Source organism: Pseudomonas sp. DD1, from assembly GCF_044510355.1.
Lineage (GTDB): Bacteria > Pseudomonadota > Gammaproteobacteria > Pseudomonadales > Pseudomonadaceae > Aquipseudomonas > Aquipseudomonas shahriarae.
The window spans coordinates 194,700-216,338 of the sequence record NZ_MSAJ01000001.1; the positions used below are offsets into that span (position 1 = coordinate 194,700).

The 21,639-nt window shown below is 60.2% G+C and carries 22 protein-coding genes; 13 read left to right on the forward strand and 9 right to left on the reverse strand.

The window, feature by feature from the left end:
- Window positions 1–80 precede the first annotated feature (80 nt).
- Window positions 81–509, forward strand: a complete 429-nt coding sequence (locus PSFL_RS01005; protein ID WP_120734180.1) for a DUF4160 domain-containing protein — start codon at window positions 81–83, stop codon at window positions 507–509.
- Window positions 506–943, forward strand: a complete 438-nt coding sequence (locus tag PSFL_RS01010) for a DUF2442 domain-containing protein (RefSeq protein WP_397469562.1) — start codon at window positions 506–508, stop codon at window positions 941–943. Before PSFL_RS01005 ends, PSFL_RS01010 begins: the two co-directional genes overlap by 4 nt.
- A gap of 79 nt (window positions 944–1,022) precedes the next feature.
- On the opposite strand, the gene trmA is transcribed toward PSFL_RS01010, so the two are convergent.
- Window positions 1,023–2,102: a tRNA (uridine(54)-C5)-methyltransferase TrmA gene (gene trmA / locus PSFL_RS01015; RefSeq protein ID WP_170044027.1), complete on the reverse strand. Its 1,080-nt coding sequence runs from the start codon at window positions 2,100–2,102 to the stop codon at window positions 1,023–1,025.
- On the reverse strand, window positions 2,099–3,394 hold the full coding sequence (locus tag PSFL_RS01020) for an NCS2 family permease (RefSeq protein ID WP_032861840.1): 1,296 nt from the start codon (window positions 3,392–3,394) through the stop codon (window positions 2,099–2,101). Before PSFL_RS01020 ends, trmA begins: the two co-directional genes overlap by 4 nt.
- Window positions 3,395–3,605: 211 nt before the next feature.
- On the opposite strand from PSFL_RS01020, the gene PSFL_RS01025 reads away from it, so the two are divergent.
- Complete coding sequence (locus PSFL_RS01025; protein WP_397469563.1) at window positions 3,606–4,052, forward strand: DUF4879 domain-containing protein; 447 nt, start codon at window positions 3,606–3,608, stop codon at window positions 4,050–4,052.
- Window positions 4,053–4,066: 14 nt separating this feature from the next.
- Here PSFL_RS01025 and PSFL_RS01030 read toward each other — a convergent pair whose 3' ends face one another.
- On the reverse strand, window positions 4,067–5,299 hold the full coding sequence (locus tag PSFL_RS01030; RefSeq protein WP_120734178.1) for an MFS transporter: 1,233 nt from the start codon (window positions 5,297–5,299) through the stop codon (window positions 4,067–4,069).
- 343 nt (window positions 5,300–5,642) lie between these two features.
- Here PSFL_RS01030 and PSFL_RS01035 point away from each other — a divergent pair, with 343 nt between their 5' ends.
- The 3 genes from PSFL_RS01035 to PSFL_RS01045 are packed head-to-tail and all read left to right on the forward strand — an operon-like array spanning window position 5,643 to window position 8,273.
- Entirely contained in the window at window positions 5,643–7,082 is a 1,440-nt protein-coding gene (locus PSFL_RS01035) for a cytochrome ubiquinol oxidase subunit I (protein WP_252117451.1), read from the forward strand.
- Window positions 7,083–7,085: 3 nt separating this feature from the next.
- Entirely contained in the window at window positions 7,086–8,093 is a 1,008-nt protein-coding gene (cydB, locus tag PSFL_RS01040) for a cytochrome d ubiquinol oxidase subunit II (protein WP_057958376.1), read from the forward strand.
- A gap of 12 nt (window positions 8,094–8,105) precedes the next feature.
- Window positions 8,106–8,273 carry a DUF2474 domain-containing protein gene (locus PSFL_RS01045; protein ID WP_081044180.1) on the forward strand — a complete coding sequence of 56 codons (168 nt, stop codon included), beginning with the start codon at window positions 8,106–8,108 and terminating at the stop codon, window positions 8,271–8,273.
- Between the two features lie 50 nt (window positions 8,274–8,323).
- On the opposite strand, the gene PSFL_RS01050 is transcribed toward PSFL_RS01045, so the two are convergent.
- Window positions 8,324–9,448, reverse strand: a complete 1,125-nt coding sequence (locus PSFL_RS01050) for a methyltransferase (RefSeq protein ID WP_397469564.1) — start codon at window positions 9,446–9,448, stop codon at window positions 8,324–8,326.
- Window positions 9,449–9,624: 176 nt separating this feature from the next.
- A complete protein-coding gene (locus PSFL_RS01055) occupies window positions 9,625–10,335 on the reverse strand; it encodes a LuxR family transcriptional regulator (RefSeq protein ID WP_057441143.1) in 711 nt (236 codons plus the stop codon).
- Window positions 10,336–10,791: 456 nt separating this feature from the next.
- Here PSFL_RS01055 and PSFL_RS01060 point away from each other — a divergent pair, with 456 nt between their 5' ends.
- A complete protein-coding gene (locus PSFL_RS01060; RefSeq protein ID WP_057441142.1) occupies window positions 10,792–11,568 on the forward strand; it encodes a ferredoxin--NADP reductase in 777 nt (258 codons plus the stop codon).
- 56 nt (window positions 11,569–11,624) lie between these two features.
- Here the strand turns inward: PSFL_RS01060 and mscL are convergent, their stop codons facing one another.
- Window positions 11,625–12,041: a large-conductance mechanosensitive channel protein MscL gene (gene mscL / locus PSFL_RS01065; RefSeq protein ID WP_057441140.1), complete on the reverse strand. Its 417-nt coding sequence runs from the start codon at window positions 12,039–12,041 to the stop codon at window positions 11,625–11,627.
- A gap of 287 nt (window positions 12,042–12,328) precedes the next feature.
- Here mscL and PSFL_RS01070 point away from each other — a divergent pair, with 287 nt between their 5' ends.
- The 3 genes from PSFL_RS01070 (at window position 12,329) to radA (ending at window position 15,881) form a co-directional block, all read left to right on the forward strand.
- Window positions 12,329–13,870 carry a catalase gene (locus PSFL_RS01070; RefSeq protein ID WP_120734177.1) on the forward strand — a complete coding sequence of 514 codons (1,542 nt, stop codon included), beginning with the start codon at window positions 12,329–12,331 and terminating at the stop codon, window positions 13,868–13,870.
- Window positions 13,871–13,947: 77 nt separating this feature from the next.
- Window positions 13,948–14,478 (forward strand): ankyrin repeat domain-containing protein, encoded by a 531-nt coding sequence (locus PSFL_RS01075; RefSeq protein ID WP_057441138.1) that lies wholly within the window; start codon window positions 13,948–13,950, stop codon window positions 14,476–14,478.
- Window positions 14,479–14,513: 35 nt separating this feature from the next.
- Complete coding sequence (radA, locus tag PSFL_RS01080; RefSeq protein ID WP_057441136.1) at window positions 14,514–15,881, forward strand: DNA repair protein RadA; 1,368 nt, start codon at window positions 14,514–14,516, stop codon at window positions 15,879–15,881.
- A 126-nt stretch (window positions 15,882–16,007) separates the two neighbouring features.
- On the opposite strand, the gene PSFL_RS01085 is transcribed toward radA, so the two are convergent.
- The gene (locus tag PSFL_RS01085) at window positions 16,008–16,376 is read right to left on the reverse strand and encodes a PilZ domain-containing protein (protein ID WP_057441134.1); all 369 of its coding nucleotides are present in this window, start codon (window positions 16,374–16,376) and stop codon (window positions 16,008–16,010) included.
- 173 nt (window positions 16,377–16,549) lie between these two features.
- Between PSFL_RS01085 and PSFL_RS01090 the strand changes: the two genes are divergently transcribed.
- The 3 genes from PSFL_RS01090 to yjiA all read left to right on the forward strand — a co-directional run bounded on the left by PSFL_RS01090 (window position 16,550) and on the right by yjiA (window position 19,967).
- Complete coding sequence (locus PSFL_RS01090) at window positions 16,550–18,616, forward strand: carbon starvation CstA family protein (protein WP_115129043.1); 2,067 nt, start codon at window positions 16,550–16,552, stop codon at window positions 18,614–18,616.
- Window positions 18,617–18,631: 15 nt separating this feature from the next.
- On the forward strand, window positions 18,632–18,829 hold the full coding sequence (locus PSFL_RS01095) for a YbdD/YjiX family protein (RefSeq protein WP_057441132.1): 198 nt from the start codon (window positions 18,632–18,634) through the stop codon (window positions 18,827–18,829).
- A 178-nt stretch (window positions 18,830–19,007) separates the two neighbouring features.
- Window positions 19,008–19,967, forward strand: a complete 960-nt coding sequence (gene yjiA / locus PSFL_RS01100) for a GTPase (protein WP_057441130.1) — start codon at window positions 19,008–19,010, stop codon at window positions 19,965–19,967.
- Window positions 19,968–20,037: 70 nt separating this feature from the next.
- Here the strand turns inward: yjiA and glyA are convergent, their stop codons facing one another.
- Window positions 20,038–21,291, reverse strand: coding sequence for a serine hydroxymethyltransferase (gene glyA, locus PSFL_RS01105; RefSeq protein ID WP_057441128.1), 1,254 nt, complete (start codon window positions 21,289–21,291; stop codon window positions 20,038–20,040).
- 230 nt (window positions 21,292–21,521) lie between these two features.
- The coding region (locus PSFL_RS01110) for a hypothetical protein (protein ID WP_397469565.1) at window positions 21,522–21,639 on the reverse strand (118 nt) is incomplete at its 5' end.

Genomic DNA, 21,639 nt, shown 5'->3' on the forward strand with positions numbered 1-21,639 from the left:
GGCAATTTGAAGAGGCCGGCTGTCGGCTGGGGCTGGATAAAGCGTTGGTCGGCGACAAATAACCTAACGGATGGGTTACGATGAAAGTAGGCACTTACAAGGGATATGTGATTGCAGTGTTGCTCAGGGATGAGCATTGCCCGCCGCACGTACATGTCATGGGCAAGGACTGGGATGCGCGTTTTCGCTTCAGTTTCCTGGATGGGGACGTGGCGTTGTGGGATGTGGATCCCGAGCGGCTGCGACCACCCACTCGCATTCTGGAAGGCATTCGTCAGACCTTGATGCAGCCGCATTATCTGGCGCGGGCACAAAGGATCTGGTGGGAGAAGCTGCAAACGGTCTGCCTGGAGAACCATTCCTGGGATTGGGAGGCCGACGAGGTCGTGCCGGGGTTGGTCATCCGGCGAGGTGTCTACGTGATCGCCAGGGCCCGGCACGATGTGGCGGGGCGGCGAACCATCTTGAACCTGGTGAGGGCGCCAGGATCCGTGGAGATTGAGTTATGAAAACGGTAAAAGCCAAAGTTCGGCCTGATGCACCGATCACTGAGGCCGATGTTGATAAGGCCATGGCCCGTGGGCGCAAGCTCAAGCGGGTGTACGCCAATGCCAGCTCCGTGCGCTACCAGGACGACTGCATTTCCATCGGCTTCGGCGACGGCAGCCGCATCCTGTTGCCGGTGGCCGGTCTCTCTGAATTCGAAGGTTTTTCTGCGCAGGACTTCCAGGCGCTGGAGGTCGGTTTTGGCGGCAAGGCACTGTGCTGTGAAGCTCGTGATCTGCATGTTTCCATCACTGGCCTGGTCGCTACGAGTCAGCCCCTGATGGACCTGGCGGCGAGCATGGTGGCATCGCGCAACGGCCGTAAAACCAGCGCCGCCAAGTCCGCAGCCGCCCGTGCCAATGGCAAGAAGGGCGGGCGGCCACGCAAGGAGGAATGATGCACAGCCGGGGGAGTGGGCTTATGTGGGAGCGGGCAAGCCCACTCCCACATTTTTCTAGGTGTGCCGGGGCCGAGGGTTAGCGCCGGGTCAGCAGCACGCCTGATTCCATATGGTGGGTCCACGGGAACTGGTCAAACATTGCACACTGGGTAATGCGGTGCGTGTCGTGCAGTTGCGCGATGTTCGCCGCCAGCGTCTCCGGGTTGCAGGAGATGTACAGGATGTTCTCGAAGCGCCGGGTCAATTCGCAGGTGTCCGGGTCCATGCCTGCGCGGGGCGGGTCGACGAAGACGCTGCCGAACGCGTAGCTCTTGAGGTCGATACCGTGCAGGCGTCGGAACGGCCGCACTTCGTTCAGGGCTTGGGTCAGTTCTTCAGCGGACAGGCGCACCAGGGTGACGTTATTCACCGCGTTTTCATCGAGGTTGCTCAGGGCGGCGTTGACCGAGGTCTTGCTGATCTCGGTGGCCAGCACTTTACGCACGCGGGTGGCCAGGGGCAGGGTGAAGTTGCCGTTGCCGCAATACAGCTCCAGCAGGTCATCGCTGCGATCGCCGAGGGCCCCGTAGGCCCAGTTGAGCATCTTCTGGTTCACCGTGCCGTTGGGCTGGGTGAAGGCACCTTCGGGCTGGCGATAGCTGAAGGTGCGACCGCCGACATCGAGTTTCTCGACCACGTAGTCGTGGCCGATCACATCGCGCTTGCCCTTGGAGCGGCCGATGATGCTGACGTTCAGGTCGGCAGCCAGTTTGTTGGCCGCCGTGTGCCAATGCTCGTCCAGCGGGCGGTGATAGCACAGCGTGATCATCGCGTCGCCGGCCAGGGTGGTGAGGAACTCCACCTGGAACAGTTTGTGGCTCAGGGCAGCGCTGGCTTGCCAGGCGGCCTTGAGTTGCGGCATCAACTGGTTGATGCGCAGGCTGGCGATGGGGAATTCTTCGATCAGGATCGGCGTGCGCTTGTCATCCTGGGAGAACATCGCGTAATGGCGCTGACCCCCTTCGCGCCACAGGCGAAACTCGGCGCGCAGGCGGAAGTTCTGCAGGGGCGAATCGAACACCTGCGGCTCGGGCGCGTCGAACGGCGCGAGCAGGTCACGCAAGCGCGTGACCTTTTCTTGCAGTTGCAGGGCGTAACTTGCTGCGTCAAAAGTCATGCGGGGAACCAGCCTAGCTTGATCACGAACAGAATCGACAGGATCACCAGCGCTGGGTTGAGTTCACGGTAGCGGCCCGTAAGCAGCTTGATTCCGGTCCAGGCGATGAAGCCGAAGGCGATGCCGTTGGCGATGGAGTAAGTGAAGGGCATCGCCAGGGCGGTGATTACCACGGGCGCTGCAACGGTGATGTCGTCCCAGTCGATTTCCGCCAGGCCCGAGGTCATCAGCACCGCGACAAACAGCAGCGCGGGGGCGGTGGCAAACGCCGGGACGCTGGCCGCCAGCGGCGAGAAGAACAGTGCCAGCAGGAACAGGATTGCCACGACGATGGCGGTCAGCCCGGTGCGGCCACCTGCACTCACGCCAGCAGCCGACTCGATGTAGCTGGTGGTGGTCGAGGTACCCAGCAGCGAGCCGGCCATGGCCGCGGTACTGTCGGCGATCAGGGCGCGGCCCATTTTCGGCATGTGACCGTCCTTGCCCATCAGGCCGGCGCGCTTGGCAACGCCGATCAGGGTGCCGGAGTTGTCGAACAGGTCCACGAACAGGAAGGCGAAGATCACGCTGATCAAGCCCACGTCCAGGGCGCCGGCGATATCCAGTTGCAGGAAGGTCGGGGCCAGGGAAGGTGGCATTGATACCACGCCGCCAAAGGGGGTGACGCCCAGCGCGATGGCGGCGATGGTCACCGCGAGGATGCCGATCAGTACTGCACCGCGCACTTTTAGCGCTTCCAGGGCCACGATCAGGAAGAAACCCAGGGTGGCGAGGATCGGTGCCGGCTTCGCCAGGTCGCCCATGCCCAGCATGGTCGCCGGGTTGCTGACCACGATCCCGGCGTTATGCAGGGCGATCAGCGCCAGGAACAGGCCGATACCGGCAGCAATCGCCGAACGCAGGGGCAGGGGGATGGCATTGATGATCCATTCGCGGATGCGGAAGATCGACAGCAGGAAAAACAGCACGGCAGAGATAAATACCGCACCCAGCGCCACCTGCCAGGTATGGCCCAGGTGCAGGACCACGGTGTAGGTAAAGAAGGCGTTCAGGCCCATGCCCGGTGCCAGGGCAATCGGGTAGTTGGCGATCAGACCCATGATCGTCGAGCCGATGGCCGCTGCCAGGCAGGTGGCGACAAACAGCGCGCCCTTGTCCATGCCGGTCTCGCCGAGAATGCTCGGGTTGACGAACAGGATGTAGGCCATGGCCAGGAATGTCGTGATACCGGCCAGAATCTCGGTACGCACGTTAGTGTTGTGTGCCTTGAGTTGAAACAGCTTTTCCAGCATGCCTGCTCCCTGTGGCGCATTCGGCGCCGTGATTTGTTGACCTCAAAGTCAAAGCACAAACTGCGCCAAGCGCCGCGTGTTTTCTACAGAGGATCGGAAAAAGCGGCGCATCATACCAGCAGGTCGACGACCTGTGGCGCCCGGCCTCGGTTTTGTTGAGTGTGGCCTTGAGGCATACTCCGTCGACGTTCAGTCCAGGGTCATCCAGAGCATGAAAAAAGCCATCGCGTGGAGTCTAGCTCCGTTCGCCTGTCTCGGCCTGTGGCTGGCGGCGGCACCGGCGTGGGGCGCGCCTGCACCGGCCTTGAGCGAAGTGCGGGTGTTCCAGGTGCAGTCCCAGGGCTGCAGCGAGTCCATCGCCGAGGGCGCCGACCGTACCCGGCAGTGCCAGCACCGTGGGGCGACGCGGGTCTCGGTGATGGAAGTGGGGCTGGGCAATAATTCCATCGCGACCTTTGATCGGGCGCGGCTTGCAGGACAAAAGACGGCGATTTGCCAGGTCGGCTCCGTCAGCCAGGCCTGCAATGGCGCTGGTACATTGATGGGCTACATCTATGTATTTGACGTGGATATCCGCGCCGCAGGCTGGTTCGAGTACAGCAACACGTCGATCAACGCGCCCCGCAATACCCTGGTGACTCAGTTACGCATCCAGTGAAGGTTCCTGCAGGTTCAGGGCGCTTCGGCCGGCACATGCATGCGATCCCGATTGGCCAGGGTCGGGAACAGCTTGATCCACACCCCGGTCACCACCAGCGTCCCGACCCCGCCCAGCACCACGGCGGGTACCGTGCCCAGCCAGTGGGCCGTGACGCCAGACTCAAATTCGCCCAACTGATTGGACGCGCCAATAAACAGCCCATTGACCGCGCTGACCCGCCCGCGCATTTCATCGGGGGTTTCCAGCTGTACGAATGAGGCACGGATCACCATGCTGATCATGTCCGCCGCCCCCAGCACCACCAGCACCGCCAGGGAGAACCAGAACGAGGTGGACAGGCCAAAGGCAATGGTCGCCACGCCAAACACGCCGACGGCGGTAAACATCACCCGGCCCACGTGCCGGTCCACGGCAAACCGTGCCAGCCACAATGACATCAACAGCGCGCCGACTGCCGGCGCCGAGCGCAGCAGCCCCAGGCCCCAGGGGCCGGTCAACAGGATGTCCTTGGCAAACACCGGCAGCAACGCCGTGGCGCCGCCCAACAACACGGCAAACAGGTCCAGGGAAATTGCCCCGAGGATGTCCGGCCGGCTGCGGATAAAACGAATCCCGGCGAGCAGCGAGTCGAGGGTGGCCTTGCCCTTGTTCAGCGGGGTCTGCCGCGCGGGGAGGTTGAGGGTCAGCATGCAAGCAATCAGGTACAGCAGCACCGTCGGGCCATACACCCAGGCGCTGCCGAAGGCATAAAGCAGGCCGCCCAGGGCCGGCGCGACGATGGTTGCCGATTGCTGGGCCGACTGCGCCGCCGCCACTGCCCGAGGGAACAGGGCGCTGGGCACGATGCTCGGCAGCAGGGCCTGGGTAGTGGGCATTTCGAAGGAGCGGGCCGAGCCCAGCAGGAAGGCGAGGATAAAAATCATCTCGCGGGTGACATTGTCCGTCAGGCTGCCAATCACCAGCGCCAGAGCAATCAATGCTTGCAACGTCTGGCAAATGGCAGCGACTTTGCGCCGTTCATAACGGTCCGCCACATGCCCGGTGTGCAGCATAAACAGCACCCGCGGCACAAATTCCACCAGACCCACCAGCCCCAGGTCCAGCACATTGCCAGTCAGTTGGTAGAGGTTCCAGCCGATGGCCACGGTGAGCATCTGGAAGCCGCTGGCGGTAAAAATCCGCGCCAGCCAGAACGCGATGAAAGGGCGGTGATGACGTAACAGCAGCGGGGTTTCACTGGGCATCGGCAAGGACTGGACTGAACCTGGGAAGCGCCGAGATTAGCATCAAGCTGTAACAAATAGTTGCTGGAAAAGAAATATCCTTAGCAAGACATCTATTTCGCTGAGTCAACCTGTCACGCGGCAAAAGACCACACAGTCCAACCTGGAAAATGGGACTACTCTTTCATCGATGCTTGATCCAGATCAATGCTGATTGCAGCGCTGGTGTGGCGGCCAACAGGCCAGAATCCCTACGTGGTTGGTAAAAAAAGAACGAATTGCAATTCGCCACACTCCATATCCGTGGGGGCAGTGGGTGCAGGCCCCCAGCCAGCAGCCGGTATTACCTGACAGAGGAAGACTTATGTTCGGTTTGGAGGCGCTAGATCTCGCCCGAATTCAATTCGCATTCACCATCTCGTTCCATATCCTGTTCCCGGCCATCACCATTGGCCTGGCCAGTTACCTTGCGGTGCTGGAAGGTCTGTGGCTCAAGACCCACAACGATACCTACCGTGACCTCTACCATTTCTGGTCGAAGATCTTTGCCGTCAACTTCGGCATGGGGGTGGTCTCGGGCCTGGTCATGGCCTATCAGTTCGGTACCAACTGGAGTCGTTTCTCGGACTTCGCCGGCTCCGTCACGGGGCCCTTGCTGACCTATGAAGTACTCACCGCGTTTTTCCTCGAAGCCGGCTTTCTTGGGGTGATGCTGTTCGGCTGGAATAAGGTCGGGCGCAAGCTGCACTTCTTTGCCACGGTGATGGTGGCCGTCGGTACGTTGATCTCGACCTTCTGGATCCTCGCCTCCAACAGTTGGATGCAGACCCCCCAAGGTTTTGAAATCGTCAATGGTCAGGTGATTCCAACCGACTGGATGGCGGTGATTTTCAACCCTTCGTTCCCCTATCGCCTGGCCCACATGGCCACGGCAGCGTTTGTCGCCACCGCGTTCTTCGTCGGCTCCTCGGCGGCCTGGCACCTGCTGCGGGGCAAGGACAACCCGGCGATCCGCACCATGTTGTCGATGGCGATGTGGATGGCCTTGATCGTTGCGCCGATCCAGGCGGTGATCGGTGACTTCCACGGCCTCAACACCCTCAAGCACCAGCCGGCGAAAATTGCGGCGATTGAAGGGCACTGGGAAAACGTCGGTAACGAGCCGACCCCGCTGATCCTGTTCGGCTGGCCGGACATGAAGGAAGAGCGCACCAAGTACAAAGTGGAAATCCCCTACCTGGGCAGCCTGATCCTTACCCACTCCCTGGACAAGCAAGTGCCGGCCCTCAAGGAGTTCCCGCCTGAGGATCGCGCCAACTCGACCATCGTATTCTGGTCGTTCCGCATCATGGTCGGCCTGGGCCTGTTGATGATTTTCACCGGCCTGTTCAGCCTCTGGCTGCGCAAGGGCGACAGGCTGTACACCAACAAACCGTTCCTGTACCTGGCGCTGTGGATGGGCCCGTCGGGGTTGATTGCGATCCTGGCCGGCTGGTTCACCACCGAAATCGGGCGCCAGCCCTGGGTGGTCTACGGCTTGATGCGCACGGCGGACGCCTCTTCCAACCACAGCTTTGTGCAGATGAGCATCACCCTGGCCCTGTTTGTGGTGGTGTATTTCGCTCTGTTCGGTGCCGGCCTGGGCTACATGATGCGCCTGGTGCGCAAAGGCCCGGTCACCCACGACAGCACCGAACCGGCCCACGGCGGCCCTGGGCAGCAACGCACCCCGGCGCGCCCATTGTCGGCGGCCGATGACAGCGGCGACGCCGATCACGGCGACACTCTGAACAAGGGGAATTGAGTCATGGGTATTGATCTTCCGCTGATCTGGGCCGTGATCATCATCTTCGGCATCATGATGTACGTGGTCATGGACGGTTTTGACCTGGGGATCGGCATTCTCTTCCCGTTTATCCCGGGCAAGACCGACCGTGACGTAATGATGAACACCGTCGCCCCGGTGTGGGACGGCAACGAGACCTGGCTGGTGCTGGGGGGCGCGGCGTTGTTCGGCGCGTTCCCGCTGGCCTACTCGGTGGTGCTCTCGGCGCTGTACCTGCCGCTGATCCTGATGCTGATCGGGCTGATCTTCCGTGGTGTGGCTTTTGAGTTCCGTTTCAAGGCCAAGGATGACAAACGCCACCTATGGGACAAGGCGTTTATCGGCGGCTCGCTGGCGGCGACTTTCTTTCAGGGCGTGGCACTGGGGGCATTCATTGAAGGCATTCCGGTGGTTGACCGCCAGTTCGCCGGCGGCTCATTGGACTGGCTCTCGCCGTTTGCCCTGTTCTGCGGCGTGGCCCTGATCGTGGCGTATGCGCTGCTGGGCTGCACCTGGCTGATCATGAAGACCGAAGGCAAGTTGCAGGAGCAGATGCACAACCTGGCGCGGCCCCTGGCGTTCGTGGTGTTGGCGGTGATTGGCATTGTCAGCATCTGGACGCCCCTGGCCCACCCGGACATCGCCTCGCGCTGGTTCACCCTGCCGAACCTGTTCTGGTTCCTGCCGGTGCCGATCCTGGTGTTGGTGACCATGTATGCGCTGGTGCGTGCGGTGGCCCGCAATGCCCATTACGCGCCGTTCCTGTTGACGCTGGTGTTGATCTTCCTGGGCTACAGCGGCCTGGGCATCAGCCTGTGGCCGAACATCATCCCGCCGTCGGTCTCGATCTGGGAGGCTGCCGCGCCGCCACAGAGCCAGGGCTTTATGCTGGTGGGCACGCTGTTCATCATCCCGTTCATCCTGGGTTACACCTTCTGGAGCTACTACGTGTTCCGCGGCAAGGTGACCCATGAAGACGGCTATCACTAGGAGGCTTGGACCATGACCGGTAAACCTTCACTGGACGAGATCGAACAGGCCGAGAAAAAGCCGCTGTGGCAGCGCCTGGGCTGGCTGGCGATGATCTGGACCGGCAGCGTCCTGGCCCTGTTCGTGGTGGCCAGCCTGATGCGCATGTTCATGAACGCCGCGGGCCTGAGCACCCACTGACATCCCGCACCTTTATGACCCTCCTCACGGAGGGTTTTTTTTGCCTGGGTTTACTTGCGTGCCTTGAGGATCACGAACTTGGGCGTCGCCGCTACCTGCTCCACACCACGGAACAGCCGCGCCAGCTTGCTGTGATAACCCAGGTGACGGTTGCCGACGATATACAAGGCGCCGCCCACCACCAGTGCCTCGCGGGCCTGCTGGAACATGCGCCAGGCGAGGAAGTCCCCCACCACCTGTTGCTGGTGGAACGGTGGGTTGCACAGCACCACGTCCAACGATTGCGGCTCCTGGTCCGCCAGGCCGTCGCCGGGGCGAATCGTCACTGGCCGCTCACCCAGCGCCGCGCGCCAGTTCTCGGTGGCCGATTGCACAGCCATATAGGATTCGTCCACCAAGGTGTACTGCGCCTCGGGGTTTTGCAGGGCACTGGCGATGGCCAGGACCCCATTGCCGCAACCCAGGTCCGCCACGCGGGCGCTGCCCAGGTTGGAGGGCAGGTGCGGCAGAAAGGCACGGGTGCCGATGTCCAGGCCTTCACGGCAGAACACATTGGCGTGGTTGAGCAGCTCGATGGCCGGCGCGTCCAGGCTATAACGCGTGGGGTAGGGCGAGACCACCCGGGGCCGATCAGCCAGGGTGGCAATCAGCAACCGGGCCTTTTTCACTGCCAGCGACGCGTGCATCGGCCCGATGTAGCGCTCCAGCAGTTCACCGGCGGCGCGGGGCAGATGCTTGACCATGGCGCCTGCGATCACTTCGGCACCGGGCGCCAGTTGGCCTTGCAGGCGGATCAGTTGTTCTTCCAGCAGCGCCAGGGTTTTCGGCACCCGGATCAGCACGCGGTCGAAGGGCCCGCTCGGCACTTGGCTGGCAGGCACGAACGACACGGCATCGAAGGTCTTGTGGTTGCGCACCAGGTTTTTTTGCAACGCCTGGGTGCCTAGAAACGAATCACCACTGGTGGTGACACGCATCTGCCCTTCAAGGCTGGCCGCCAGCGCGCCAAAGCTGTCATTGAGCACCAGCACGCGCGTGCTGCTGGCCGGTTGCTGCTCGGCCAGGTAGGCGAGCAGATACTCGTCAGCCGCATCGAAGGCTTGCAGCGGTTCGTTTGGCTGCTCGGGCTGGCGGATCAGGTCGAGTTGGGCGAAGGGGCTATCGAGCAGGGGCATGGCGGGGGAAACTCTGGATAATCGACGGGTGTTCCAGGCTATGCGAGGAACCTTCTGAGTGGACTGCGACGCGGGCTTTGACGAGCGGCGTCATCACTCAGAACTGGCCGTAAATGTTACGTTTTTTTCTCCGGGATTACATTCGGTGTTTTCAAGAGGATTTGAGCCGGTTGCGCTTAAAAAAGACCGTTTCTCACGGCGCTGATCACGGCGGCGATTTTATTGCTGACCCCCAGCTTCCTCATCGCACTGCTGATGTGAAAACCGACGGTACGTTCCGATAGGCAGAGAATTGTGGCGATATCAGCCGCAGTTTTGCCCAGTGCCGACCATTGCAGGATCTCTGTCTCGCGGCTGGTGAGTTTGGTGGGGCACTGGAAAGTCGGCCCCAGGCTGTAGGTTTGCGCCGCCACGGCATGCAAGGCATGGCATATCCACAGAACCTGGCCCGCTTTTTCATAGAGCTCATGGGCCTGCACCGGCCCCTTGCGTCGTCCCAGGTTGATCATACTGAAGAAGCCCCGGAAATCGTGCACCGACTGGGCCCAGCCGAAATTCAGGCCTTGGGCTTGTACGTGAGCCCACATGTCAGGTACTGCGGAAAAGGTTTTCTCTTCCCATACAAGCGGCAGCACATCGCGCTTACAGTGAACAACCAAAGGGTCGATTTCAAAGTAGTTTTCTGTTTTGTAGATTTTGTTCCATTCATCCGGATAGTTGTTGAGATGGATACTTCTGTTAGGGCGGTAGAGAGCATTGGAGCCCATGATAAAACCGCAATATTCAAAACCTAGCTCATAGGTAATGTTCAGAGCGGCTTCAAACATCGTCGTTACCTCATCTTCACCTTCAAGTTTGGGTAATCGTGTGTTTCGCCAGTTGACCATCGGTAACACTCCCTGAGTTTCACGCTGATTGTTTGCGACGCACGTCCTCATAGCGTCACCGAATCGAGTGTAGGACAGCATGCAAAACTGGGGTGGGAATTTTCGCACTTAGCAGGGCGTTTCTTATTGTTAATAATCTTCCTCGCGCCTTGTAAGACGTGGCGGGTGGTGGCCGTGATTCAGATTTAATACTTATTTTTCATTGGCTTGCCGAAAAGCCTGGTGGCGTGGCACCGATGATTGTTAGTGGGAAGCAGCGCCTGTGGGGAGAAGGTAATAGCTAAATGTTTTTAGTTGAAATCATATTGCTATTGCTCTGTTTTTTCATATTCAAGCGTAGGGCGTTCGGCTTTTCTGCGCGGATAAATCACCTGGATGGATGTCACTACAAACCAGCGGTGTTTCCAGGCTCCGCTTTGGGCCACACTAGGGGTTACCTGTAGACCGGAGCCCCCCATGACGGCCAGTGCGGAAAAATTCACACGCCAGACCTTGCTTGATGTGCAGTCGTTGACCCCCAGCCTGTTTACCCTGCGGACCACTCGCGACGCGGGTTTTCGCTTTGTCGCCGGGCAGTTTGTGCGCCTGGGTGTGACCAAGCCCGATGGAAGCCTGGTGTGGCGTGCGTATTCGGTGGTGTCGTCGCCCTTCGACGAGTTCCTCGAGTTTTTCTCGATTGTGGTGCCGGGCGGTGAGTTCACCAGTGAGTTGAGCCGCCTGCGGGTGGGTGATGAGCTGCTGGTGGAGCGACAGGCCACGGGTTTCTTGACCCTGAACCGCTTTGTCGATGGCCGCGACTTGTGGCTGCTGGGCACGGGCACCGGGATTGCGCCGTTTCTGTCGATCCTGCAGGACTTTGAAGTCTGGGAAAAATTCGAGCGGATTATCCTGGTCTATAGCGCCAGGGAAGCCAGGGAGCTGGCTTACCAGACCCTTATCAAGGAACTGGCTGAGCGTGAGTACCTGAGCGAACACGCCCATAAACTCACCTACCTGCCCATCGTCACCCGGGAGCAGCACCCAGGGGCATTGAATGGGCGTATCACCACCCTGATCGAAAATGGCGAATTGGAACGCGCGGCGGGCGTGGCGCTGACACCGGAACATTCGCGGGTGATGATTTGCGGTAACCCGCAGATGATTGATGACACCCGGCAATTGCTCAAGCAACGCGATATGCAGTTAAGCCTGACGCGTCGGCCAGGGCAGGTGGCGGTAGAAAACTACTGGTAAAAAAAGGCGCCCGGTGAGAGGCGCCTTTTTAGTAGCTGACAGGTATTGCGGATCGGCTACAGCGGCTTGTTGTTCTGGGCCTTGAGCAGATCGCGGATCTCCCCCAGCAATTCCTCTTCCTTGGTGGGCACCGGTGGCAGGCTTGGCGCAGCCGCTTCTTCACGCTTGAGGCGGTTGATGGCCTTGACGCCCATGAAGATCGCGAACGCGACGATCACGAAGTCGATGATGCTCTGGATGAATTTGCCGTAGGCCAGGACCACCGCCGGAATATCGCCCTGGGCCGCCTTGAGCGTTACTGCCAGATCACCGAAGTCCACACCGCCGATCAGCAGACCGATAGGCGGCATCACCACGTCGCCTACAAAGGACGAAACAATTTTGCCGAAGGCGGCGCCGATGATAATACCGACCGCCATGTCGACCACATTACCTTTGACCGCGAAGGCCTTGAACTCACTGATCACGCCCATAGGTTATTCCTTGTTACAGTTGAGAGGAGAGGAACTCAGTGTAAATCAGTCTGCAAGAGCTTGCTCGACACAACGGTTAACACTGTTCGTTGTAATCGACACATTAAAACGCAAATAGTTTGCAAAGTGCCATCAGTCGCGCGCGAAATACCCGTTATTTCAGGGCCTTACCACACTATTTTTTTAATCGTGATGGTGTGGGTTTTCTATTTATCTTCTGGCGTCAGCATCACTAGCCTCTGGCAAGCACCCATAAAAGTGCATTAAAAAAACCAGAGGATTGCATGATGAAAAACCTTATTAGTCGCAGGTCTATTGCTGCGCGCAATGTGCTTTTGATTGCCAGTACCAGCCTGTTGTCGTTAGCCGTCAGTGCCGCCAACCTGACCCGCGATAATGGTGCAGCGGTGGGTGATAACCAGAACTCGCAGACCGCCGGCGCAAACGGCCCGGTCTTGCTGCAGGATGTGCAACTGATCCAGAAACTGCAGCGTTTTGATCGTGAGCGTATCCCCGAGCGCGTGGTGCATGCCCGCGGCACCGGCGCCCACGGCACCTTCACCGTCACCGACAACCTCAGCGACCTGACCAAGGCCAAAGTGTTTGCCGCCGGTGAGGCCACGCCGGTGTTTGTGCGTTTCTCTGCCGTCGTCCACGGCAACCACTCCCCGGAAACCCTGCGCGACCCGCGCGGCTTCGCCACCAAGTTCTATACCGCCGAAGGTAACTGGGACCTGGTCGGCAACAACTTCCCGACGTTCTTTATCCGCGATGCCATCAAGTTCCCGGACATGGTGCATGCCTTCAAGCCCGACCCGCGCACTAACCTGGATGACGACTCCCGTCGTTTCGACTTCTTCTCCCATGTTCCAGAGTCCACCCGCACACTCACCGAGTTGTACTCGGACTCCGGTACACCGGCCAGTTACCGGGAGATGGACGGCAATGGCGTACATGCCTACAAGTTGATCAATGCCAAGGGTGAAGTGCACTACGTCAAGTTTCACTGGAAGAGCCTGCAAGGCATCAAGAACCTGGACCCCAAGGAGGTCGTGCAAGTGCAAGGGCGTGATTACAGCCATATGACCAACGACTTGGTTACTCACATCAACAAGGGCGACTTCCCCAAGTGGGACCTGTATGTGCAAGTGCTCAAGCCTGAAGAACTGGCCAAGTTTGATTTCGACCCCCTGGATGCCACCAAGATCTGGCCCGATGTTCCCGAGCGCAAAGTCGGGCAAATGGTGCTGAACCGCAATCCGGCCAATGTCTTCCAGGAAACCGAGCAAGTGGCCATGGCCCCGGCCAACCTGGTACCAGGTATCGAACCGTCGGAGGACCGCTTGTTACAAGGTCGGGTGTTCTCCTATGCCGATACGCAAATGTACCGTCTGGGCGCCAATGCCCTGCAACTGCCGATCAACGCTCCACGGGTCACCGTCAATAACGGCAACCAGGATGGTGCGATGAACTTTGGCAAGACCAGCACGGGCGTGAACTACCAGCCAAGCCGCCTGATGCCTCGGGAAGAGCCGCAAAGTGCGCGTTACAGTCAGATGCCCCTGGCCGGCAGCACCCAGCAGGCGAAAATCCAGCGCGAGCAGAACTTCAAGCAGGCGGGCGACTTGTATCGGTCCTACAGCAAGAAAGAGCGCCAGGACTTGATCGAAAACTTCGGTGGCTCCCTGGCAACCACGGATGACGTCAGCAAGCACATCATCCTGTCATTCCTCTACAAGGCCGACCCGGAGTACGGCACGGGCGTGGCCAAAGTGGCCAAGGGCGATCTGGCGCGGGTCAAGGCACTGGCTGAAAAGCTGACCGACTAATCCACCCCTCCTGTAGGAACGAGCTTGTCGCCGCCAGTTCAAGCTCGCTCCTACGGGACCTGCAGAGGATGTTGATGATGCGTAGCTTTATAGGGGCGCTACTGGCCTGCTGGTCCTTGAGTGTGTTCGCCGACCCGCAGGCCCTCAAGGCGCAGTTACAGGATTACTACTTCGACGCTGCCCGACGTGGCGACGTGGAAATGCTCAAGACTTTTATCGAATCCGGCTATTCCCTGAATACCGTCGATGACAAGGGCTACACCGCGCTGATCCTCAGCGCCTATCACGGGCACGAACCGGCCGTGGAGCAACTGCTGGCAGCCGGTGCCGATGCCTGTGTGCAGGATAAACGCGGCAATACGGCGCTGATGGGCGCTATCTTCAAGGGCGAGTTGCGCATTGCCCGGCGTTTGCTGGGCACCGCCTGCAACCCCGACCAACGCAACGGCGCCGGACAGACGGCGGCCATGTATGCCGGGCTGTTCAAGCGCGTCGAACTGCTCGATGCGCTCAAGGCCCAGGGCGCCGACCTGAATGCCGAAGACCCGCTGGGCAACAGCGCTACACGATTGGCCAACGGTGAAATCCGTACCGCAGCGCCACGCTGAGCTATCATCGCGGTTTTTCGGTTGGAGGTTCTCAGATGGCAAAGGCCAAGCGCATGTACGGCTGCACAGAGTGCGGCGCGACCTTTCCCAAATGGGCGGGCCAGTGTGGCGAGTGTGGGGCGTGGAACACCCTCACGGAAACCATGATTGAAAGCGGTGGCGCCGCAGCTCCCAGCGGGCGCTCCGGCTGGACCGGGCAACAAGCCCAGATCAAGACCCTGGCGGAAGTCAGCGTCGAGGAAATCCCGCGCTTTTCCACGGCGTCCGGCGAGCTCGACCGGGTACTCGGTGGTGGCCTGGTGGACGGCTCGGTGGTGCTGATCGGCGGCGATCCGGGCATCGGCAAGTCGACCATCCTCTTGCAGACCCTGTGCAGCATCGCCAGCCGCATGCCAGCCCTGTACGTCACCGGCGAAGAATCCCAGCAACAGGTGGCCATGCGCGCCCGCCGCCTGGGCTTGCCCCAGGACCAATTGCGGGTCATGACCGAGACCTGTATCGAAAGCATTATCGCCACCGCCCGCGTGGAAAAACCCAAGGTGATGGTGATCGACTCGATCCAGACGATCTTCACCGAGCAACTGCAATCGGCGCCGGGAGGGGTGTCCCAGGTGCGGGAAAGTGCGGCGTTGCTGGTGCGTTACGCGAAACAGAGCGGCACGGCGATTTTCCTGGTGGGCCATGTCACCAAGGAAGGCGCACTGGCCGGCCCGCGCGTGCTGGAGCATATGGTGGATACGGTGCTGTATTTCGAGGGCGAGTCCGATGGGCGCCTGCGCCTGTTGCGGGCGGTGAAGAACCGTTTCGGCGCGGTCAACGAGCTGGGGGTGTTCGCCATGACGGACCGGGGGCTGAAAGAAGTCTCCAACCCTTCGGCGATCTTTCTGACCCGCGCCCAGGAAGAAGTACCGGGCAGCGTGGTGATGGCAACGTGGGAAGGTACCCGGCCAATGCTGGTGGAAGTCCAGGCTCTGGTGGACGACAGCCATCTGGCCAACCCGCGCCGCGTGACCCTGGGCCTGGATCAGAACCGCCTGGCGATGCTGCTGGCGGTGCTGCATCGCCATGGCGGGATTCCGACCCATGACCAGGACGTGTTCCTCAACGTGGTCGGCGGCGTCAAGGTGCTGGAAACCGCATCTGACCTGGCCTTGATGGCGGCGGTCATGTCGAGCCTGCGCAATCGGCCGTTGCCCCATGACCTGTTGGTATTTGGTGAAGTGGGCCTGTCGGGCGAGGTACGCCCGGTGCCCAGCGGCCAGGAGCGCCTCAAGGAAGCCGCCAAGCATGGTTTCAAGCGTGCCATCGTGCCCAAGGGCAACGCGCCGAAGGAGGCGCCGCCCGGGTTGCAGGTGATTGCGGTGACGCGGCTGGAACAGGCACTGGATGCCTTGTTCGAATAACCCGAAATACCACAGAACCCTGTAGGAGATGGCTTGCTTGCAATGGTCTCGAATCAGTCGCTGCGTCCCTGACTGACACGCCGCCATCGCAGGCAAGCCAGCTCCTACATTGATGTGTGCACATCGTCAGATGTTCAGCAGCTCGCCCAGCTCCCGATGCAGCTCCTCTTCATCCCCCAGGTTCAGCTCGATCAGCCTGCGCAAATGGCTGATCGAGTCCAGGTCGATATATTCGCAGACGAACCCCAGTTGCCCCTTTTCGTCATGGCTCAGCCGCACTTGCATGCTCACGTCGGTGTCGGCGTCCAGGTGAATGTCCACATCAAAGGGCTCGTCACCCTTGCCCAGCCATGGCGCAGGCTTTTGCACCAGCAACCCTTTGAGCGATAAATCCACCAGTTGCACCGGCCATTGCTGGCCGTTTTGCTTAAGTTCGGTCTTGGCATTGAAGGCAATCCGCCGAAAACGGCGTCGATCTGACGGCTGGTCGCTCATGGTGAAACCCTCTGTTAGTCCAGGGATTGTAGCCTTGCGCCATTATCGGGCGTTTATTTCTGTTTTTTTCGCCCCGGCAAGGCTCTAGACCAACGTAGGGGGCTGGTCTTTAGGGCACAGCGCGCTAAACTCGGACTGGCTGTCTTTCTGTCCACCCTGGCTGGAATATAAAAATGAAAAATAATAATAGCCTGCTCCGCCATCTACCCTGGCTGTTGCTGGCAATCGTAGGAGCGTGCGCCCTGGGCGTAGTGGCTTTGCGGCGCGGCGAGGCAATCAACGCCTTGTGGATTGTAGTCGCGGCAGTCGCCATTTATCTGGTGGCTTATCGTTACTACAGCCTGTTCATCGCAAATAACGTGATGCAACTCGATCCACGGCGGGCCACCCCCGCAGTGATCAACAACGACGGTCTGGACTATGTGCCGACCAACAAACATATTCTCTTCGGTCACCACTTTGCCGCCATTGCCGGCGCGGGGCCTCTGGTCGGCCCGGTACTGGCTGCACAGATGGGCTACCTGCCCGGTACCCTGTGGCTGATTGCCGGCGTGGTGCTGGCGGGTGCGGTGCAGGACTTCATGATTCTGTTCCTGTCCACCCGTCGCAACGGCCGCTCCCTGGGGGACATGGTTCGCGAAGAAATGGGCCGCATTCCCGGGACTATCGCGCTGTTTGGCTGCTTCCTGATCATGATCATCATCCTCGCGGTGCTGTCGCTGATCGTGGTCAAGGCCCTGGCCGAAAGCCCGTGGGGCATCTTCACGGTGATGGCGACCATCCCGATCGCGATGTTCATGGGCGTGTACATGCGCTACATCCGTCCGGGCCGCATCGGCGAAATTTCGATCATTGGCGTGCTGTTGCTGCTGGGTTCGATCTGGCTCGGCGGGCAGATTGCCGCTGATCCGGTATGGGCCAAGGCCTTCACCTTCACCGGGATCCAGATCACCTGGATGCTGGTTGGCTACGGATTCGTGGCCGCGGTACTGCCGGTGTGGCTGATCCTGGCCCCGCGCGACTACCTGTCTACCTTCCTGAAAATCGGCACCATCATCGCCCTGGCGATTGGCATCCTGGTCACCATGCCTGACCTGAAAATGCCGGCGCTGACCCAGTTTATCGACGGCACTGGCCCGGTGTGGAAGGGCGGCCTGTTCCCGTTCCTGTTCATCACCATCGCCTGTGGCGCGGTATCGGGTTTCCACGCGCTGATTTCCTCGGGCACCACGCCCAAGCTGTTGGCCAATGAAGCCCACTCGCGCTACATCGGTTATGGCGGCATGTTGATGGAGTCGTTCGTCGCCATCATGGCCATGGTTGCCGCTTCGGTGATCGAGCCAGGCGTGTACTTCGCCATGAACAGCCCTGCGGCGATTGTCGGCACTGATGTGGTGACAGTTGCGCAAACCGTCAGCAGTTGGGGCTTTGCGATTACCCCGGAAGCGCTGCAAGCGGTGGCCAATGACATCGGTGAAACCACCATCCTGGCCCGTGCCGGCGGTGCGCCGACCCTGGCGGTCGGCATCGCGCAAATCCTGCACAGTGTGTTGCCGGGTGAAAACACCATGGCGTTCTGGTACCACTTTGCAATCCTGTTCGAAGCGCTGTTCATCCTGACCGCTGTGGACGCCGGTACCCGTGCCGGGCGCTTCATGCTCCAGGATCTGCTCGGTTCCTTCGTGCCGGCGCTCAAGCGTACCGAGTCCTGGACGGCCAACCTGATCGCCACTGCAGGCTGTGTGGCGATGTGGGGCTACTTGCTGTACCAGGGCGTGATTGACCCGCTGGGTGGTATCAACACGTTGTGGCCGCTGTTCGGCATCTCCAACCAGATGCTGGCCGGTATCGCGCTGATGCTCGCCACCGTTGTGCTGATCAAAATGAAGCGCCAGCGCTACATCTGGGTGACCCTGCTGCCGGCTGTCTGGCTGCTGATCTGCACCACCACCGCAGGCTTCATCAAGCTGTTCGACGCCAACCCGGCGATCGGCTTCCTGTCGCTGGCCAAGAAGTACAGCGATGCGCTGGCCAATGGGCAGATCCTGGCCCCGGCCAAGAGTATCGACCAGATGCAGCACGTGATCTGGAACGCCTACACCAACGCGACGTTGACGGTGTTGTTCCTGTTCGTGGTCTTCAGCATCCTGTTCTATGCCATCAAGGTCGGCGTGGCCGCCTGGGGCACCAAGGAACGTACGGATAAAGAAGCACCATTCCAAGCCATGCCGGACGCGTGATAGAGGGTTGCAGACATGTTCAATGACATCGGTCGCCTCGGTAAATACCTCGGTCAGGCTGCACGCCTGATGGTCGGCATGCCCGACTACGACACCTACGTCGAGCATATGCAAACCAAGCACCCGGACAAGCCGTTGATGGACTACAAGGCGTTCTTCCGGGAGCGCCAGGAAGCCCGTTACGGCGGCAAGGGCGGGCCCAAGTGCTGTTGATCCAATAGGGTTGGGCCTATGTGATCCCCTGTGGGGGCGGGCTTGTGTGGGAGCGGGCTTGCTCGCGATAGCATCACCTCGGTATACCAGATAGACCGAGTTGCCTGCATCGCGAGCAAGCCCGTTCCCACACAAGCCCGCTCCCACATTTGTTTTGTGTTTCCTCAAGGAGAATATTTTGTCCTCTCCCATCCCCGTCACCGTCCTCAGCGGCTTCCTCGGCGCTGGCAAGACCACCTTGTTGCGCCATCTGCTCAAGGCCGAGCACGGCTTGAAAATCGCCGTGATCGAAAACGAATTCAGTGACGCCGGCATCGACACCCAGCTATTGGGCGATGAGCCGGTCCAGGTCATGACCCTGTCCAACGGTTGCGTGTGCTGCACCATCCACACCGACCTGACCAAAGCCCTGTACCTGCTGCTCGAACGCCTGGACAGCGGCGAGATCGCCTTCGACCGCCTGGTGATCGAGTGCACCGGTCTGGCTGACCCGGCGCCGGTGGCCCAGACCTTTTTTATCGACGAGGAATTGCGCGAGCGCTATCTCCTCGACGGCATCATCACCCTGGTGGACGCGGCCCACGCCGAGCACCACCTGACCCAGACCATCGCCCAGGCGCAGATCGGCTTTGCCGACCGCCTGCTGGTAAGCAAGCGCGACCTGGTGGACGACGCCAGCTTCGAGGCGCTCAGTCAGCGCCTGACCCGCATCAACCGTCGTGCGCCGATTCGTGTGGTGGAACATGGCAAGATCGACCTGGCTGAGCTGCTGGACGTGCGCGGCTTTAACCTCAACGCCGGCATGACCCTGCGCCCGGTCAGCCAGGCGCCGTCCATCGACCGTATCTCCAGCCTGGTGCTGCGCACCGACCAGCCGCTGGATATCGACCGGCTCAGTGAGTTCATGAACGAACTGTTGGAAGAACACGGCAAACAACTGCTGCGTTACAAGGGCGTGCTGAACATCGCCGGGGAAGATCGGCGCATGGTGTTCCAGGGCGTGCTCAAGCTCTACGGGTTCGATTGGGACACCGAATGGGCCGAGGGTGAGGCGCGGGAGAGTGTGATTGTGTTTATTGCCGATGAGTTGCCGGAAGACAAGATCCGCGAAGGCTTCCAGCGGGTTTACCAACCCTGAATTGAAACGCGGTCAACAGGCATAAAAAAGCCCGGCTCAAGAGCCGGGCTTTTTATTCAAGCAACTGCAATCAAGCGCCGTATACCGGCAGCTTCTTGCAGATGGCCTTGACCTTCTCACGTACCGCGTCAATCACGGCTTCGTTGGAAAGGTCAGCCAGGATGTCGCAGATCCAGCCAGCCAGTTCCTTGCACTCTGCTTCCTTGAAGCCACGAGTGGTCACGGCCGGGGTGCCGAAGCGCAGGCCCGAGGTGACGAACGGCGAACGTGGGTCGTTCGGTACAGAGTTCTTGTTCACGGTGATGAAGGCTTTGCCCAGGGCAGCGTCAGCATCTTTACCGGAGATGTCCTGCTTGATCAGCGACAGCAGGAACAGGTGGTTTTCAGTACCGCCGGACACCACGTCAAAACCGCGCTCGATGAACACAGTGGCCATGGCCTGGGCGTTTTTCACCACTTGTTGCTGGTAAGTCTTGAACTCAGGCTGCAAGGCTTCCTTGAAGCAGATCGCTTTAGCGGCGATCACGTGCTCCAGCGGGCCACCTTGGGCGCCTGGGAATACGGCGGAGTTCAGCTTTTTCTCGATATCGGCGTTGGCGCGCGCCAGGATCAGGCCGCCACGTGGACCGCGCAGGGTCTTGTGGGTCGTGGTGGTCACCACGTCAGCGTAAGGCACCGGGTTCGGGTAGACGCCAGCGGCGACCAGACCGGCCACGTGGGCCATGTCGACGAACAGGTAGGCGCCCACTTTGTCAGCGATTTCACGGAAGCGTGGGAAGTCGAGGATCTGCGAGTAGGCAGAGAAACCGGCCACGATCATTTTTGGCTTGTGCTCGACGGCCAGGCGCTCGACTTCGTCGTAGTCGATCAGACCGTTGCCGTCGATGCCGTACTGGACAGCGTTGTACAGCTTGCCGGAGGAGGAAACGCTGGCGCCGTGGGTCAGGTGACCGCCGTGGGCCAGGCTCATGCCCAGGATGGTGTCGCCGCCTTGCAGCAGGGCCAGGTACACGGCCGCGTTGGCTTGGGAGCCGGCGTGTGGCTGGACGTTGGCGTAATCGGCGCCGAACAGTTCCTTGGCGCGGTCGATAGCCAGTTGCTCGACGATATCGACGAATTCGCAACCGCCGTAGTAACGCTTGCCCGGATAACCTTCGGCGTACTTGTTGGTCAGAACCGAACCTTGAGCCTCCATCACGGCAGGGCTGGTGTAGTTTTCCGAAGCGATCAGCTCAATGTGCTCTTCCTGGCGCTGAGCTTCTTGCTCCATGGCGGCAAAGAGATCGGCGTCGTACTTGGCAATAGTCAAATCACGGCTGAACATGGCGGTCCTCAAGGATCGGGGGCAGAAAAGAGGGGCATTCTAACCCAATGGGTTTTAGATGGCATATGAAAGGACATCATGTCGCGGACAAGTGGCGTTCATCCAGAGATGGATGGCGTATTTGATGGCCCCTTCGCGGGCAAGCCCGCTCCCACATTTAACTGTGTTTGCAAATCAAAATGTGGGAGCGGGCTTGCCCGCGAAGGGGCCATCAGCCCCACCGCAAAACCTCAGTCAAACATGAAAAGGGCGTCGTTACTGAACTGCGCCTCAAACCGATTGGCCGGCATCGGCCGCCCGAACAGGTAGCCCTGCACCTCGTCGCAGCCATGCTCGCGCAGGAAGTCC

Coding starts and splice junctions, on each gene's coding strand:
- PSFL_RS01005 (WP_120734180.1), top strand. CDS start 81: ATGAAAGTAGGCACTTACAAGGGATATGTGATTGCAGTGTTGCTCAGG.
- PSFL_RS01010 (WP_397469562.1), top strand. CDS start 506: ATGAAAACGGTAAAAGCCAAAGTTCGGCCTGATGCACCGATCACTGAG.
- trmA (WP_170044027.1), bottom strand. CDS start 2,102: ATGACTTTTGACGCAGCAAGTTACGCCCTGCAACTGCAAGAAAAGGTC.
- PSFL_RS01020 (WP_032861840.1), bottom strand. CDS start 3,394: ATGCTGGAAAAGCTGTTTCAACTCAAGGCACACAACACTAACGTGCGT.
- PSFL_RS01025 (WP_397469563.1), top strand. CDS start 3,606: ATGAAAAAAGCCATCGCGTGGAGTCTAGCTCCGTTCGCCTGTCTCGGC.
- PSFL_RS01030 (WP_120734178.1), bottom strand. CDS start 5,299: ATGCCCAGTGAAACCCCGCTGCTGTTACGTCATCACCGCCCTTTCATC.
- PSFL_RS01035 (WP_252117451.1), top strand. CDS start 5,643: ATGTTCGGTTTGGAGGCGCTAGATCTCGCCCGAATTCAATTCGCATTC.
- cydB (WP_057958376.1), top strand. CDS start 7,086: ATGGGTATTGATCTTCCGCTGATCTGGGCCGTGATCATCATCTTCGGC.
- PSFL_RS01045 (WP_081044180.1), top strand. CDS start 8,106: ATGACCGGTAAACCTTCACTGGACGAGATCGAACAGGCCGAGAAAAAG.
- PSFL_RS01050 (WP_397469564.1), bottom strand. CDS start 9,448: ATGCCCCTGCTCGATAGCCCCTTCGCCCAACTCGACCTGATCCGCCAG.
- PSFL_RS01055 (WP_057441143.1), bottom strand. CDS start 10,335: ATGGTCAACTGGCGAAACACACGATTACCCAAACTTGAAGGTGAAGAT.
- PSFL_RS01060 (WP_057441142.1), top strand. CDS start 10,792: ATGACGGCCAGTGCGGAAAAATTCACACGCCAGACCTTGCTTGATGTG.
- mscL (WP_057441140.1), bottom strand. CDS start 12,041: ATGGGCGTGATCAGTGAGTTCAAGGCCTTCGCGGTCAAAGGTAATGTG.
- PSFL_RS01070 (WP_120734177.1), top strand. CDS start 12,329: ATGAAAAACCTTATTAGTCGCAGGTCTATTGCTGCGCGCAATGTGCTT.
- PSFL_RS01075 (WP_057441138.1), top strand. CDS start 13,948: ATGCGTAGCTTTATAGGGGCGCTACTGGCCTGCTGGTCCTTGAGTGTG.
- radA (WP_057441136.1), top strand. CDS start 14,514: ATGGCAAAGGCCAAGCGCATGTACGGCTGCACAGAGTGCGGCGCGACC.
- PSFL_RS01085 (WP_057441134.1), bottom strand. CDS start 16,376: ATGAGCGACCAGCCGTCAGATCGACGCCGTTTTCGGCGGATTGCCTTC.
- PSFL_RS01090 (WP_115129043.1), top strand. CDS start 16,550: ATGAAAAATAATAATAGCCTGCTCCGCCATCTACCCTGGCTGTTGCTG.
- PSFL_RS01095 (WP_057441132.1), top strand. CDS start 18,632: ATGTTCAATGACATCGGTCGCCTCGGTAAATACCTCGGTCAGGCTGCA.
- glyA (WP_057441128.1), bottom strand. CDS start 21,291: ATGTTCAGCCGTGATTTGACTATTGCCAAGTACGACGCCGATCTCTTT.